Origin of the sequence: Corynebacterium sp. FDAARGOS 1242 (genome assembly GCF_016889985.1) — a bacterium.
Classification (GTDB): Bacteria; Actinomycetota; Actinomycetes; order Mycobacteriales; family Mycobacteriaceae; genus Corynebacterium; species Corynebacterium minutissimum_B.
In genome coordinates this window covers 2,181,114-2,196,230 of record NZ_CP069568.1, presented here as the reverse complement: position 1 = coordinate 2,196,230, position 15,117 = coordinate 2,181,114, and the positions used below count along the sequence as shown (strand labels likewise).

Annotated in this window: 12 protein-coding genes; 7 read left to right on the top strand and 5 right to left on the bottom strand. The window is 60.8% G+C overall.

Annotated features, from left to right (window positions below; genetic code table 11):
• Nucleotides 1–128: 128 nt before the first annotated feature.
• On the top strand, nt 129–1,394 hold the full coding sequence (locus I6J72_RS10490) for an aspartate kinase (RefSeq protein ID WP_204099136.1): 1,266 nt from the start codon (nt 129–131) through the stop codon (nt 1,392–1,394).
• A gap of 35 nt (nt 1,395–1,429) precedes the next feature.
• The gene (locus tag I6J72_RS10485) at nt 1,430–2,467 is read left to right on the top strand and encodes an aspartate-semialdehyde dehydrogenase (protein WP_204099135.1); all 1,038 of its coding nucleotides are present in this window, start codon (nt 1,430–1,432) and stop codon (nt 2,465–2,467) included.
• A 150-nt stretch (nt 2,468–2,617) separates the two neighbouring features.
• Here the strand turns inward: I6J72_RS10485 and I6J72_RS10480 are convergent, their stop codons facing one another.
• On the bottom strand, nt 2,618–3,940 hold the full coding sequence (locus I6J72_RS10480; protein ID WP_204099134.1) for a hypothetical protein: 1,323 nt from the start codon (nt 3,938–3,940) through the stop codon (nt 2,618–2,620).
• A gap of 268 nt (nt 3,941–4,208) precedes the next feature.
• On the bottom strand, nt 4,209–4,757 hold the full coding sequence (locus tag I6J72_RS10475) for an RNA polymerase sigma factor (protein ID WP_070671468.1): 549 nt from the start codon (nt 4,755–4,757) through the stop codon (nt 4,209–4,211).
• Between the two features lie 165 nt (nt 4,758–4,922).
• Here I6J72_RS10475 and I6J72_RS10470 point away from each other — a divergent pair, with 165 nt between their 5' ends.
• The 3 genes from I6J72_RS10470 (at nt 4,923) to I6J72_RS10460 (ending at nt 9,823) form a co-directional block, all read left to right on the top strand.
• Nucleotides 4,923–6,479 carry a catalase gene (locus tag I6J72_RS10470; RefSeq protein WP_204099133.1) on the top strand — a complete coding sequence of 519 codons (1,557 nt, stop codon included), beginning with the start codon at nt 4,923–4,925 and terminating at the stop codon, nt 6,477–6,479.
• Nucleotides 6,480–6,605: 126 nt separating this feature from the next.
• Entirely contained in the window at nt 6,606–8,057 is a 1,452-nt protein-coding gene (locus I6J72_RS10465; RefSeq protein WP_204099132.1) for a hypothetical protein, read from the top strand.
• 263 nt (nt 8,058–8,320) lie between these two features.
• Entirely contained in the window at nt 8,321–9,823 is a 1,503-nt protein-coding gene (locus I6J72_RS10460; protein WP_204099131.1) for a DUF5129 domain-containing protein, read from the top strand.
• Between the two features lie 80 nt (nt 9,824–9,903).
• Here the strand turns inward: I6J72_RS10460 and I6J72_RS10455 are convergent, their stop codons facing one another.
• Nucleotides 9,904–10,482 (bottom strand): hypothetical protein, encoded by a 579-nt coding sequence (locus I6J72_RS10455; RefSeq protein WP_239107326.1) that lies wholly within the window; start codon nt 10,480–10,482, stop codon nt 9,904–9,906.
• Between the two features lie 573 nt (nt 10,483–11,055).
• On the opposite strand from I6J72_RS10455, the gene I6J72_RS10450 reads away from it, so the two are divergent.
• Nucleotides 11,056–11,265 (top strand): LapA family protein, encoded by a 210-nt coding sequence (locus I6J72_RS10450; RefSeq protein ID WP_204099130.1) that lies wholly within the window; start codon nt 11,056–11,058, stop codon nt 11,263–11,265.
• A gap of 107 nt (nt 11,266–11,372) precedes the next feature.
• On the opposite strand, the gene I6J72_RS10445 is transcribed toward I6J72_RS10450, so the two are convergent.
• Entirely contained in the window at nt 11,373–12,524 is a 1,152-nt protein-coding gene (locus tag I6J72_RS10445) for an IS1249 family transposase (RefSeq protein WP_204099129.1), read from the bottom strand.
• A gap of 121 nt (nt 12,525–12,645) precedes the next feature.
• Here I6J72_RS10445 and I6J72_RS10440 point away from each other — a divergent pair, with 121 nt between their 5' ends.
• On the top strand, nt 12,646–14,253 hold the full coding sequence (locus I6J72_RS10440; protein ID WP_239107323.1) for a DNA polymerase: 1,608 nt from the start codon (nt 12,646–12,648) through the stop codon (nt 14,251–14,253).
• Between the two features lie 660 nt (nt 14,254–14,913).
• Here I6J72_RS10440 and I6J72_RS13265 read toward each other — a convergent pair.
• Entirely contained in the window at nt 14,914–15,090 is a 177-nt protein-coding gene (locus I6J72_RS13265) for a helix-turn-helix domain-containing protein (protein WP_370552173.1), read from the bottom strand.
• Nucleotides 15,091–15,117 lie beyond the last annotated feature (27 nt).

The window sequence follows — 15,117 nt, the reverse complement described above, 5'->3', positions numbered from 1 at the left end:
GTTAATGCGTGCCCAGTGTTTCGGTCGGGCCGGAAGAGCGGTACTCTAAAAAGAGTTGACTGCCGATCTATAGGTATTGGGCGGTGGACAGGTATTGGCCCTCGCGAAAACGAAAGGTGGGACCGTCAGTGGCCCTAGTCGTACAGAAATACGGGGGATCCTCCCTCGAAAGCGCAGAGCGCATTCGCGCGGTGGCGGAGCGCATTGTGGCGACGAAGAAGCAGGGCAACGACGTCGTTGTTGTGTGCTCCGCCATGGGAGATACCACCGATAACCTGCTTGATCTTGCAGCGCAGGTCAACCCCGTCCCGCCGCAGCGTGAGATGGACATGCTGTTGACCGCCGGCGAGCGCATCTCCAACGCACTCGTTGCCATGGCCGTGGAGTCCCTTGGTGCCAAGGCTCAGTCCTTCACTGGTTCCCAGGCCGGCGTGCTCACCACCGAGCGCCACGGAAACGCCCGCATCGTCGACGTCACCCCGGGCCGTCTAACCGAAGCCTTGGAGAAAGGCCGGATCTGCATCGTTGCGGGTTTCCAGGGCGTGAACAAGGAATCGCGTGATGTGACCACCCTCGGCCGCGGCGGCTCGGACACCACCGCGGTGGCGCTGGCGGCAGCGCTCAAGGCCGATGTGTGTGAGATTTACTCCGATGTCGACGGCGTTTATACCGCCGACCCACGCATCGTCCACAACGCCCAGAAACTCGACCAGCTGTCCTTCGAGGAGATGCTGGAGATGGCAGCTGTGGGCTCCAAGATTCTGGTCCTGCGCAGCGTCGAGTACGCCCGCGCGTTCAACGTTCCCCTTCGAGTCCGCTCATCTTATTCAAACGACCCCGGCACGCTCATCGCCGGTTCAATGGAGGATATCCCCGTGGAAGAAGCAGTACTTACTGGTATCGCAACCGACCGTTCCGAGGCTAAGGTCACCGTCCTGGGCATACCGGACCGCCCAGGTGAGGCGGCCAAGTTGTTCCGCGCCATCGCGGACGCCGAGATCAACATCGACATGGTTCTGCAAAACGTCTCCTCGCTGGACTCCGGTACCACCGACATCACCTTCACCTGCCCGCGCTCGGACGGCCCAAAGGCCATGGAGATCCTGGCCAAGCTTAAGGAAGAGGGGCACTGGACCAACGTGCTTTACGACGACCAGGTGGGCAAGGTCTCCCTCGTCGGTGCCGGCATGAAGTCCCACCCAGGTGTCACCGCGGACTTTACCGAGGCGCTGCGTGACGCAGGCGTGAACATGGAACTCATCTCCACCTCTGAAATCCGTATCTCCGTGCTGACGCGCGAAGCAGACCTAGAGAAGGCCGCTGTGGCCCTGCACGAGAAGTTCCAGCTTGGTGGCGATGAAGTAGCCACCGTCTACGCTGGTACGGGACGCTAGCAAGGATTGCTGATAAGGATTAAGGAGTTAAGGTCATGACCACTGTTGCAGTAGTTGGCGCCACCGGACAGGTTGGCCGCGTGATGCGCACCCTCTTGGAGGAGCGCAACTTCCCGGCCGATACGGTCCGCTTCTTTGCCTCCGCACGCTCAGCAGGCCAGGAGCTCACCTTCCGCGAGGACAAGGTCGTCGTGGAAGATTTGGCAGAGCAGACTGTGGAGAGCCTTGCAGGAATCGACATCGCCGTGTTCTCCGCCGGCGGTTCGACGTCCAAGCAGTACGCACCGCTCTTCGCCGAGGCCGGCGCCACCGTGGTGGATAACTCTTCTGCGTGGCGCCGGGATCCGGACGTGCCGCTCATCGTGTCAGAGGTGAACCCGCAGGATAAGGACAACGTCACCAAGGGCATCATCGCCAACCCGAACTGCACAACCATGGCGATCATGCCGGTGACGAAGGCGCTTCACGACGCCGCCGGTCTCACCACCATGCGCGTCGCCTCCTACCAGGCCGTGTCCGGTTCCGGATTGGCCGGCGTGGAGACCCTTGTTAAGCAGGTGGCCTCAATCGGTGACCGCAACGTGGAGCTGACGCACGATGGCTCCGTGCTCGAGGTTGAGCAGGACGAGCTTGGCCCCTACGTTGCCCCGATTGCCTACAACGCGGTGCCCCTGGCCGGCAACCTCGTGGACGATGGCACGGAGGAGACCGATGAGGAGCAGAAGCTGCGCAACGAGTCCCGCAAGATTCTGGGCCTGCCAGAGCTCAAGGTATCCGGCACCTGTGTGCGTATCCCGGTCTTTACTGGCCACACCATGGTGGTGCATGCGGAGTTTGAACAGTCGATTACCCCGGAGCAGGCCCGCGAGGTGCTGTCCAATGCTGCAGGCGTCAAGGTCGTGGACGTTCCCACCCCCCTTGCTGCTGCCGGCATCGACCTGTCTCTGGTCGGCCGCATCCGCCAGGACCAGACCATCGCGGACAACAAGGGCCTCGTGTTCGTTGTTTCCGGCGATAACCTTCGCAAAGGTGCAGCCCTTAACACCATTCAGATTGCGGAGCTGCTGGTCTAACGCGAGTAGCTCGACATGGGTGGCGCCTCAACGCGCCACACGGTGTCCCGCAGAGAAAAAGTCCGCCCCAGATATCACTCTGGCGGCGGACTTTTCCTGTTTCAGCGTCGGGCAGCTGCTCGCTGAGCGGTCTGCTTAATTCGAGAAGCGCTAGTCCTTCGGAACCTCAGGCTTGGTGTGCTCCACGAAGGTTACGGACGGTTCCGGGTCCTCGCGGTCGTATTCAATCTCATCGTCTGCCTCAAGCTCTTCATGGATTTCCTCAGCAACCGTGTCGACGAACTCCTCGGTCTCCATATTGGAGGCTGCAGCAAGCTTGCGCAGCTCGCGCTCATTCTTCTTGGTGAAGTGCTCGCGCGGGTCCAGGCGGCGCTTGACCAAGGTGCGGGCGCGCACACGACGGTCAGACTCGGAGGTGATCTTGTCGCGCTGGGTAATCCAGGTGATGACCATGACGGCAATCATGAGCAGACCAATCCAACCCAGAATCGGGTAGACGCTGGAAACCAGCTGCTTGAAGCCGATGAAGGAGAGGATGAAGCCCACGACACAAGCGCCGGCGTAGACGGGGTAGAAGAGCTTTGGCTTCTTACGGGTCAGGCGCTTACCCATGGCATAGAACATGCCGATCGCGGTGTTAAAGACCATGCCGTAGATGATGAAGGTCATGAAGTAACCCAAGACTGGGTTTACGTTGTTGATCAGCGTGAGGACCGGAAGGTCTTGGCCGTTGACCTCAGGCGCCACCATGTACAGCGAGACCACGAGAAGGGTCAGCAGAATCAAGTAAATGATGCCACCGAAGAAGCCGCCGATGCCCACGGCGCGGTTATCCAAAATATTGCCGCCAATAACGATGGACATGGACACTGCACACATCACGTTGAGGCCGGTGTAGTTCAGCGCAGCGAGCCACCAGCTGTGGATGGGCGTTTCAACGTTGTCCACGGCGTAGGCATTGATCGACGACCAGTCCACGTCCGTAGTGATGATGGTGTAGCCGGTAGCGAGGACGACGAAGATAATAATGAAAGGCGTAATCGCGCCGATGACGGAGGTTACCTTGTCCACGTCGAGCAGGCCGACGAGGAGAACCAGTGTGAGCATCACTGCGCCGCCGACCCAAATCGGTACGCCTTCGAACTGCTGGCTAATGGTGGAGCCGCCGCCGGCGAACATGACGAAGCCGATGGAGAACAGCGTTGCCAGGGTGCCGTAGTCCAGGACGCGGGAAATAATGGGGCCACTGATCTTGTCGTAGACGGCCGTGTGCTCATCGGCCTGGAAGTAGGAGCCCAACTGCAGGATCGAAATACCGGTAATCAGCATGAGGGCGGCAGCAAGCACAACGCCCCACAGACCCCAGTTGCCAAAGGCTACAAAGTACTGCATCGCTTCCTGGCCGGATGCAAAGCCGGCGCCGACGACGACGCCGATAAAGGCCATAGAAATGGCCACTGCGCGTTTCCACATAAAGTTAAGAGGTCTCTCAATCTCACACGCGCCGGGGGTATGCCATCACGACCCAAGGTGTGGTGCGAGCAATTGGGAAAGCTTCGCGGGCCCGGTTCGACTATCGATTTGTCACGTGTGCCTCGTGAAACATTAGGCGTGGTCGACAGGTATTTGCCAGCTGAAACGGTGTTCGCACTGTGTGATGCGTGTGACAGCCCTGAAAAGTTACCGATGTCTGCGCAGGTGCCCATGCTCAGCGCCACAGATTATAACGGGTCGGTAACGATTACCCGCGATGATCAATAAGGTCTTTTCGGGCGCGGGCAACCCTAGAGCGAATGGTGCCTACGCGCACGCCAGCGATCTTGGCGGCTTCCTCATAGGTATAGCCCAGCACTTGGGTAAGGATGAGGGCTTCGCGGCGGTCCTCCGGGAGGGCGTCGATAAGCGAGCGCGCGTCGATCCACTCGCTCCACGTGCTGGCGTTCTCCGGGGCGGGTGCGAGTGCTGCGGCATCCTCATACTCGGTGGCAGACTTGCGGGGCCGGGCCATGTCGTGGCGAATATTATCCACCCACACGCGGCGCGCGAGGGACAGTAACCATGTGCGGGCAGAGGAACGCGCAGCAAAACGGGGAAGCGCGCTGATGACGCGCAGGTAAGTCTCTTGGGTGAGGTCGTCTGCGATATCCGCCCCGCCGAGGTGGGCAAGCAAACGCCAGACGTCATCTTGGGTGGATTTGATGAACTCCGTGAGAGCTGCGCGGTCGCCGCGTCCCGCCTTGAGGGCGAGGTCGGTAACGCGCGCATCATCACGCTCGGAGTGGACTTTCACCTCCCACAACTTACCAGTAGCGGTAGGCCACCTTACCTATCGCTGTGAGCTCCAGCCGGAATTCTAAAAACTGTTGCGGGGGTCATTTTTCGCCGGTAGGCTATGAAACGTCCGAGATTGATAATGAACCCCAAATTATCAGCGAATCCAGGAGGCATTTTCCTAATGACTAACGCTTCGAACGAGTCCGCAGCAGACAAGGTTCTGGACAAGGGCCAGCGTGCCCCGGGTGGCCCGAACACTACCCGCCCGTCCGGTCAGCCGGTTGCTACCGAGAACACCAGCGTCACCGTGGGTCAGAACGGTCCGGTTGTGCTCAACGACATCCACCTTATTGAGAAGCTCGCACACTTCAACCGCGAGCGCGTGCCGGAGCGTACCCCGCACGCCAAGGGCCACGGCGCCTTTGGTGAGCTGCACGTTACTGAAGACGTATCCGCATACACCAAGGCCAAGCTCTTCCAGAAGGGCACCGTGACCCCGATGATGGGCCGATTCTCCACCGTGGCTGGTGAGCAGGGCTCCCCGGATACCTGGCGTGACGTCCACGGCTTTGCACTCCGCTTCTACACCGAAGAGGGCAACTACGACATCGTGGGCAACAACACCCCGGTGTTCTTTATCCGCGACGGCATCAAGTTCCCGGACTTCATCCACTCCCAGAAGCGTCTGGGTACCAACGGCCTGCGTGATGCTGATATGCAGTGGGACTTCTGGACCCGTAACCCGGAGACCACCCACCAGGTGACCTACCTCATGGGTGACCGCGGTACTCCGAAGACCACCCGCCACCAGAACGGCTACGGTTCCCACACCTTCCAGTGGGTCAACGAGCAGGGCGACGCTTTCTGGGTCAAGTACCACTTCAAGACCCGTCAGGGCGTGGAGAACTTCACCGACGCTGAGGCAGGCGAGATCGCCGGCCAGAACGCTGACTACCACCGCGAGGACCTCTACAACGCCATTGAAGAAGGCAACTTCCCGGTCTGGGACGTCAAGGTCCAGATCATGCCGGTGGCAGAGGCCGAGGACTACCGCTTCAACCCGTTCGACCTCACCAAGACCTGGTCCAAGAAGGACTACCCGCTGGTGGATGTCGGCTACTTCGTTCTCAACCGCAACCCGCGCAACTTCTTCGCGCAGATTGAGCAGGTTGCCCTGGATCCGTCCAGCATTGTCCCGGGCATTGGCCTGTCCCCGGACAAGATGCTGCAGGCACGCGTCTTTGCCTACTCCGATCAGCAGCGCTACCGCATCGGCCCGAACTACAAGCAGCTGCCGGTGAACCAACCGCTCAACCAGGTCAACACCTACGAGCACGAGGGCCCGATGCAGTACCTGTTCAACGCCCCGGAGGACCCGGTGTACTCCCCGAACCGCCACGCTAAGGGCGGCGGCTACCTGGATGGCGACGAGAACCTGCGCTTCAAGGAGCAGGAGACCACCACCGCACCGGATCTCTACGTCAACCCGGACCCGGCCGGCATCGACCTGGTCCGTGCGCCGTACATCCACCACGCAGAGGACAACGACACCGTCCAGGCCACCGACCTGTACGAGAATGTCTACGACGATGGCGCCAAGGAGCGCATGGCGGACAACATCACCAACGCTATGGCTGGCGTGTCCCCGGAGACCGAGGAGCGCGTCTACGCCTACTGGGATGCCGTTTCCCCGCAGCTGGGCAAGCGCGTGCGTGAGCTCTTCGCGCAGAAGAAGTAACGCACTAGCGCGAGAGCGCTAAGGCACTGCATTAAGGCCCCGATAGTTACCGAGCAGCACGGTACTAGCGGGGTCTTTCCGCGCGCCTGATGCTTTTTGCCCAGCGTGGGCGATAGTTTCTATATCATGACCTCACGCCTTGCCTCTTCTGCTGATGACGAACGCCCAGTGGGTACCCGCTCGCTGTTGATCGCCGCCCTCCTCCTCGTGCCGCTCATCGTCGGCGCAATCGTTGCCACTGCGTCCCAGTGGCAGCCGGCGCAGGCCTGGTCACAGGAGCAGGCCGGTGCACCCAGTGATGGCACGATTGACCCCGCTGAGCTTTACGACGTCGCTCGTGCCCTCACCGAGGCCAATGCGCAGGCAGGGTTTCTGGCCAACGGTACGCAGCAGCTTGCGGACGGCACGGGGCAGCTCAAGGACGGAGCTGGCGAGCTGGGTGGCGGCGTGGATCAGTTGGCGGGCGGCTCGCAAGAGCTCTACGACGGTCTCGTGCAGCTCCAGTCAGGCACCGCGCAGTTGGGCACTGGTGCCACTGAGCTTGCCGACGGTGTCGGCGGCGCCGTCGATCAAGTCGTCGGCCTCGGCGTAGTCCGCGGCCAAATCCTCGAAGCCATTGACGGCACCGTGAAGGACCTCGACGGCAACAACTCAGACGAGGCGAAGGAGATCCGCTCACAGCTCGGTGATCTGCGCTCCCAGGTGGAGAACTTCCAGTTTGACCAGTCCATCCAAGACCAGCTCATCCAGCTCAAGGATGGTTCGCGTGAGCTGTCCAATCAGCTCTCCGTGAACGGCTACGCCTATCACGATGGTGTGTACCAGGCAGCGGAGGGAGCGAAGCAGCTCAATGCCGGAATTGGTGAGCTCAACGCCAAGGTCGATGAGGCGCTCAAAGGCGTTGACGAGCTGGTGGCCGGTGCCGAAAAGGTTGACGGCATGGCCCAGCAGAATAGGAACAAAGTCCAAGGCGCCCAACGTGCCCTGCCCACCGTAGCTGGACCCGCAGAGGCGCAGGATGGTCCCTCGCAGCTGTTGAGTCCCATCGTGGCGATGCTGCTGGCCGCACTCGCCGTCCTCGGCGGTGGTGTGCTGGGAGCTTTGCTGACCCGCGTGGAGCGCCGCCTTCTTGCCCTCATCGCGGGCGGGGTAGTCATCGGCGTGGTGGTTGGGCTCTTGACCGCCTTGCTGGCCACCGGCGTGACCGTTGCTGCTGTGGCGTGGGCGGCACTTGCGGCGGTGGGGGCCGGGGTGGCGTCGGCAAGCGCGGTTTATGCCCTCGTGCGCGGCCTGGGTCTTCCCGGCTGGGGTCTGGGGATCCTGCTGGGTCTGGTCCAAGTAGGAATCGTAGGCTGGGCATGGAAAGCAGCCTCGACCGGCACGGACCTTAACGCCGCGATGAGCGCGCTCGTGCACCTCTTTCCCATGCAGTGGGCAACCTCTGCCATCACTGTCGCGGGCAACGGGGGCAACTCCCCACAGCTTTTTGCTGCGATGGCGATTTTGGGGGTAATTATCGTCGTGTCCGTCTGGGTTGTGGGGGCACCCGTTCGCCGCCGCAGCGAAGCAAAAGCCTAGCTCAGGGCCTCGCGTTATCGGCGCAGGCTGGGCGGGGCACTAAGATACTACGATTTTGTTGATTTAGGTATCGCTGCGAGGGGAAATAGTGCTAGAGTTGGAATTGCTCACAAAGCCTACTTAGGGGGTAGGCAAACGGTTTCTCCAATCCGTTGTGAGTGATAGGGAATAGGGGCGACGCGGCTGCTGTAGGGGCACCGCGTCGTTTCCCGTTGTGGGGGTAAAATTGGCGGCACTGAATGCTGAAGAATTGGAGAATCACCGTGACTGACTCTCGCGATATCAAACCTTTTGCCGCCAGCCGTGGCCCCAAAGTAACGTCGGTCGACGCCATCGTCGGTGCGGCCATGGTGGGCGGCCTGTTGCTCGGGGGAATCGGCGCGGGTGCGAGCTTGGCGGCCTTCGATGCGCCTGAACGCTCCGACTACGTCATGCAGCCCGCGCAGCGTGAGGTGCAGGCTGACATCATGGACCCGGACGATGTGCTCACTCCGGAGGAAGAAGAGCGCATGCTTCGCGACGTCTCCCGGATCGCCGCCCCCGACGTGGTCCAGGAGCTGCACTACATGGTCTTTGCTAAGAACAAAGAAAACGTCAACGACTCCGTGGAGGAGTACTTGCGTGATAATCACCCGGAGCTCATCGGCAAGGATAAGTTTGCTGATGGCCAGGTCTTCGTCGGCGTAGGACTCGACCCTCGCCGGGCCTTCGTCTTCGCGGGTGAGGACGTGGCCGGGCAGATGAAGCTGCGCAAAGGTGACAGTCATTTGGAGCAGTCCATCGAAGCTATTAAGCCGGGCGTGCGGGATGACAACATTCCTGCTGGTCTCTTTGCGGGTGCGGCGGCTGCTATCGACGTGGACCGTGCTGCGGATGCCCAGTACGAGAGCGCGAAAGATGGGCGCATTGGGGCGGCCATTGGCCTCGGAGCGGCGGGCCTGGGCGTCGGTGGCGCGGGTGCAGGCATCGCGGCCGGCGTACGCCGCAGCCGGCAGAAGAAGACGCAGCAGGCGCGCGAGGATTGGGATTATGTGTCCCAGACCTATACCGACGTGGCACAGCGCCTCGAATCCATTGATATCCGCGCACACTCGCTGCAATCCGGCCTTGTGGATGAACGTTTGCGTGAGGATTGGGAAGGGCTGCGCGATGACTTCCTAGCCCTTGACCGCAACGTCGGCTCCTTCATGTCCATGCCTGCGGATGCTCCCGACGAGCAGTTCCGTGAGCGCGCGGAGGAACTTGCTCACGCGCGTTTGCTGTGTGAGCGCGTTGATACGGCGGAGACCAACATTGAGAAGCTGCACCGCATCGAAAACGCCGATGCTGATGCTCGCCGCTACGAGCTTTATGAGCTAGGCAAGGATTTGGCACAAGCGTCGTACGTCGCGTCCGATATTGACTCGCAGGCTGAGCGCCACGCCAAGGAGCTGGAAGACGCCGCCATGGCGCTGTCCAAGGAACCGAACCACCCGCAGTTTATGGAACACTACCTCGATCTCCTTGACCGCACCGCGCTTCTGTCAGAGCATCTGCAGGGTCTGCTCCAGAAGCGCAACGAAGCAGACGAGCGTCCCGAGCGCACGCACATCTACGATTCCAACTTCTTCGCCGGCGCCGGCTACCACGGCTACGTGCCGTTCTATACCGTGAGCACGTGGGACAGTGACGCTATCTCCGCGCGCGACTCTTCCTCCAGCAGCGGCGGCGTCAACAGCGGGTTTAGCTCGGGCTTTTCCGGTTCGGGTGGTTCCTCTAGTTTCTAAAACCTCGTAGGTTTGTGTGTTGAATGCGCGCCGACTTTGATGATTGCTTCTGCTTCCGGTCGTAGTGTTGCGGTTTGCGGCTACGGTCGCTGTGCACGTATGGCGGGGACTCGCGAATTGTCCTTTATCCATGCCGCGGCTTGAGGATTGATGAAGTCCGCTACCATTTGGATGGCGCTATCAACGGAGTCGAGATGTGCGCCTTCACGGGCTATATCGTGTTGTTGCACGATTGATTCATGATGAGAGCATCTATTTCTCATTGTGTAAACAACGGATACAAGTTCTTCGAATTCCTGTCTGCTGTCAGGAGTCTTCTCTAACGCCCTCTTTACCTGAGGCCAGATGCTTGCTTGGTAGTGGCTACTTAAGAGGAAGCGCCAGAAGTCGAAGCTGAGCTCAGCAATGATTTTTCCTGACGGCGCACCTTCTTCTCCGGCTCGTCTTTTCGCCTTACGGATGTTCTTCCTGGCTACATCGGTGAAGGGTATTCGAACGTCGTCAAACCATCGGTCACCGTATCGTCTGGCCAGGGCATTGTGAATGCAGTTTCGGAGGAGCACCTCAAGATGCTCAATGTCGGCGAGATAAGTCTTCGTGAGGTGAGTATTCCAAAGGTATAGCGCTTCTGGTCGGGGATGCTCGGCGTACCGGCTCATCCGTGCGGATGAAAACCATTGCGATAGCGGTACTGCGGTCGATCTTGGATTACTCATTTGCACATGCTATTCTCTATTTTGAAAGCCTCGGGACGATCCCTGCACTACAAAAGTAGGAGCAAATCGCCGAGGTTATTGATTTTTGGGGAAGTCAACTTCGGGTCAACGGCCGGACGGTCTGCCTAGAATTGGGGATTTATAGGCTCTGAGCGGTTGCGTCAAGAAGACGCGTTGCAAGTATATATCCGGCCATTTGGGCCCTTAATCCGCTCACGATAGCGGGGGTCAAGATGAAAACGACGAAAACCCGCAGTTTCCTGCGGGTGAGTCTTTTGTGAAAACTCCCGCCCACCTGCACCAACACGAACTACAGCGGTGGTTTCCGTCGGTTTCCGTTCCCGGTTCCGTCGGCTAGTGGGGCTGAAGAGGTAGCAGGTGGTGTCACATCAGGAGGTTCGTCCCCTAACCTAGGGGCGAACCGCTCGGCGGCAACCGGATCAGCGCCGAGGCCGACTTCGGAGGCTTCGCAGCAGCCTCGGACGACTTCCTGAACTAAAAGAGCGGAGAAGCATCATGAACGAGTGTTATTCAGCAGCGCTGTCGGCAAACACCACCACCGTCGTGGCACTGCTCGTTGGCGCTGTCCTCGGTCTCATCGTCATCAAGGTCTCCTCTGTGATTGCCGAACGGCGGGCAATCCGCCAGGATCGCAAGCGCATCGCCAAGCTCATGGCTGACACCGAGGCTGAGCTCGAGAAGTACCGCGCTGACCACGACCGCTAACCCCTCACCCTGTGCTGGGAGGACACCACGCCCGCTTCTGGGGTGTGGTCTCCTCCCAGCACCCATTGTGGGTTAGCGGCAGAAATGTGTGTATGGCTGTCGGCGTGTCATGGGTGCCAGCGGCCTGCCCAGCCCTTCTGGATGCCGTTGCCGTCTTCCCATGAGAATGCGGTGCCGGGTTGTGGCCCGTCGGGTTCGTCGATGACGCGCCGTGTGGTCTTGGTTGGTGTCCATTGGTGAGGCTGGGCCAGTGACCATGGGTCGTGGGGGAACTGGCACCAGGTGTTGAGGAGCCATTCGATGCCGCGTCGGGCATGGTCTTCGGGCAGGCCCCGGTGGACGCGCAGAAGGTCCTTGATGGCCTTGTTCGGCCCACCCTCGAGCGGTGAGGTGGTCCTCGGCAGTGGGACATTGCCGAGGGTCAGCCAGGTGAACAGTTCGTTGCGGTGGAGAAGGCCGCGGAACAAGGCACGGCATTTGCGGAGTTCGCGGTGGGTGTACCACCAGTGTTGATGGGCGCCGAGCCAAGCAGGGCGTTCCTTGTGGGTTCCGGGGTAGCTGCGGTGTTTGAGGAACTGATCCCACTGGGCTTCCCAGGCCAGGTACTCCACGATCCAAGCTCTGGCCTGGTCAAGGTCTTCGACCTTCATCAACGCTTTCGTCAGCACGCGTAGTTGCTTGCCAGCATCGAGTCGCGGGTTCATTGTCAGGTGCCGGGTGATGGTTTGGAAGATGTGGAAGTAGCAGCGTTGCACCTGGGTGGTGGGCCAGCATTCCGACAGCGCGGCCGCTACCCCGCGGCCACCATCGACGACCACCATCTCCGGGGCCGGGAGGCGCTCCAGCAGTGCGGTCCAGGCCGGCTTGGACTCCCGATCGCACCACTGCCAGCCCAGCACGTGCTGGCCGGAGAACGCGATCAGCAAGCACCAGCCCTGCAGGTAGGTGCCGTCGAGCATGACCGTCGGCAAGACCTCGCCGGTGACCGTCGGCTGGGGTACCTCGACGTTCCAGCACCACGCCGTCGATGCACGAAACGAGCGTCCCGTCCCCCCGAGGCTGCACTGGGGCGAAGGGTTCAACAACCACCCGACGAAACGGTCGAGCTGGGCACGCCGGGTAACGTCTACGCGGCTGCGTACCGTCGACGCGCCGCATGCTTTGCATCGCCATCTCGTGCGCCCCGCGCTGGTGGTGCCGTTCTTGACCAGCTTGGTGCCACATACACCGCACCGGGGGTGATTCCTCGCAACTTGCACCGAACATGCTCCCAGAGCATGTTCAACCCCGCATCACGCCTAGCCGTCGCACATGAAATCAGTCATTCCATACACACATTCCTGCCTATAACCCCCCATTGTTTTCTAGGAGCTGTCGCGCATGCGTGAACTCTTCATTGACATCGAGACCTTCTCGCCGGTGAACCTGGCGAAATCCGGTGTGTACCCCTACGCCGACCACGACGATTTCGAGCTCCTGCTGCTCGGCTACTCGATCGACGGCGGCCCGGTCGAGGTCGTCGATCTCGCCAACGGACACCAGCTCCCCGAAAAGGTGCTGGCCGCACTCGTCGACCCGCACGTAGTGAAGTGGGCGTTCAACGCCGCATTCGAGCGCATCTGCCTCTCGGCCTGGCTCCACCGCCACCACCCAGAATTCATGACGGGCCGCAGGTTTCTGGATCCTGCCCAGTGGCACTGCACCATGGTCTGGAGCGCGTACCTGGGCTTGCCGATGAGCCTGGAGCAGGTCGCCACCGCCCTTGACCTGCCGGTGCGCAAAGACAGTGCAGGTAAGAAACTCATCCGCCAGTTCTGTACCCCGGCCACACCCAGCGTCTTCAACCTGGGCGGGATGCGTAACCCGCCTGCATCCGACCCGGACGGGTGGGAGCAGTTCATCTCCTACAACCGCCGCGACGTCGAGGTGGAGCTCGCGATCCACGACAGGCTGGCTGACTTCCCGCTTCCAGCGTCCGAGTGGGACACCTACGCCCTGGACCAGAACGTCAACGACACCGGCATCCGGCTCGACCGGGTGCTCGTGGATCACGCGGTGGCGTGCGACCGGCAGCATCGCGCCACCACGCTGGCCCGTGCACAGGAACTCACTGGACTGGAGAACCCGAACTCGCCGATCCAGCTGAAAGAGTGGCTCGCCGCTCACGGCACGCCCCTGCAGTCACTGACGAAAAACGAGGTGGCCGCTGCGCTCGACACCGCTACCGGCGAGGTGCGTGAGATCCTCCTGCTGCGCGGTGAGCTCGCGAAGTCGTCGGTGAAGAAGTACGAGGCCATGCAGCACGTGGCAGGTCGTGATGGGCGCGGACGCGGGTTCCTCCAGTTCTACGGGGCAGGGCGCACCGGGCGTTTCGCTGGCCGCCTCGTCCAAGTCCAAAACCTGCCCCGCAACTACCTACCAGACCTCAGTGAGGTCAGAAGCCTGGTGCGGGCCGGAGACTTTGAAGCCGTCGAGCTGCTCTACGACTCCGTGCCCGACACCCTCTCGCAGCTCATCCGCACCGCATTTATCCCCGCCGACGGTCACCGGTTCGTGGTAGCCGACTTCTCCGCGATCGAGGCTCGGGTCATCGCCTGGCTTGCAGATGAAACCACCACGCTTCAGGCCTTCCGCGACGGGAAGGATTTGTACTGCGAGACCGCGAGCCGCATGTTCGGAGTCCCCGTCGACAAGCACGGCGTGAACAGTGAGCTGCGTCAGAAGGGCAAGATCGCGGTGCTCGCCTGCGGATATCAAGGCGGCGTCGGGGCCCTGAAAGCCATGGGGGCGCTGCGGATGGGGCTCGCCGAGTCCGAGCTCCAGCCGCTGGTCGACGCGCGGCGAGCAGCCAACCCGAACGTTGTACAGCTGTGGGCCGACATCAACGCCGCTGCCATCGAGGCCATCTCTACCCGCCTGCCGACAAGTGTTGGTGCACTTACCTTCACTGTGGAGTCCGGGATCATGTTCATCCGCCTTCCCTCCTGACGTCGCCTGGCCTATGTGAAACCCAAGCTGTGTCGTTGACCCTTTTGACAACATCACTCACCATGCCCGGCTTACCCGCGCCGAATACAACCGGCTGATGGACGAACACGATCCTGAGCGCCGGGAAGAAAAATGGCAGCGCGCCACCTACGTGTTCAACGAGTTGGTTATGGCCAGTGTGAACGACATGCCCGAAGAATACCGAGCCAACTGGCAGGGAGACCGGCTGGTACTACCGCGACGGCGACAATCTCACCCACGGCGAGGTACAAGGCAAGCGTAAAGCTGCTAAACATGTGTGGGGTTGGGAAGCCACCCTGGTCGCAGGGGTTATTCGTGACCAGGGAACTTTTGGCCAACCACACCTGATTATGGGCATTGCTTTTGACAGGCCAAGTCACAGCCCTGCCCTTCGTGCCTTGGAGGCCATGCGTCATCTCATGGACAATGAGGAGTCACCACGTGGCACGGTGGTGGGTGATAGGGCTTACTTTGGTAATGCGAAGCCGGAGTCTTTTCACATTCCTTTACGTAAAGCTGGCTACACGATTGTTGGTGACTACAAAATCAACCAGCTAGGACGAACCAATGCATATGAGTCCATGCAGCTTGTCGAAGGCACTTGGTACTGCCCAGCCATGCCGCAAGACTTAGTTGACATCACCACCCAGTTCCGCCAGGGACTAATTGATGAAGACACCTACCGCGACAAGCTTGGGGCACGCCACCGTTTTGCCATGCGGAGAAAAGGTGCTGATGACACTGGACTGTGGTATGTGAGCATCGCACAGTCGAGCAGATTTGGCGGACGGACCAGCCTTGTAAGACTAGGTCCATCACGGCCCGGTAATCAGTCACGATCGG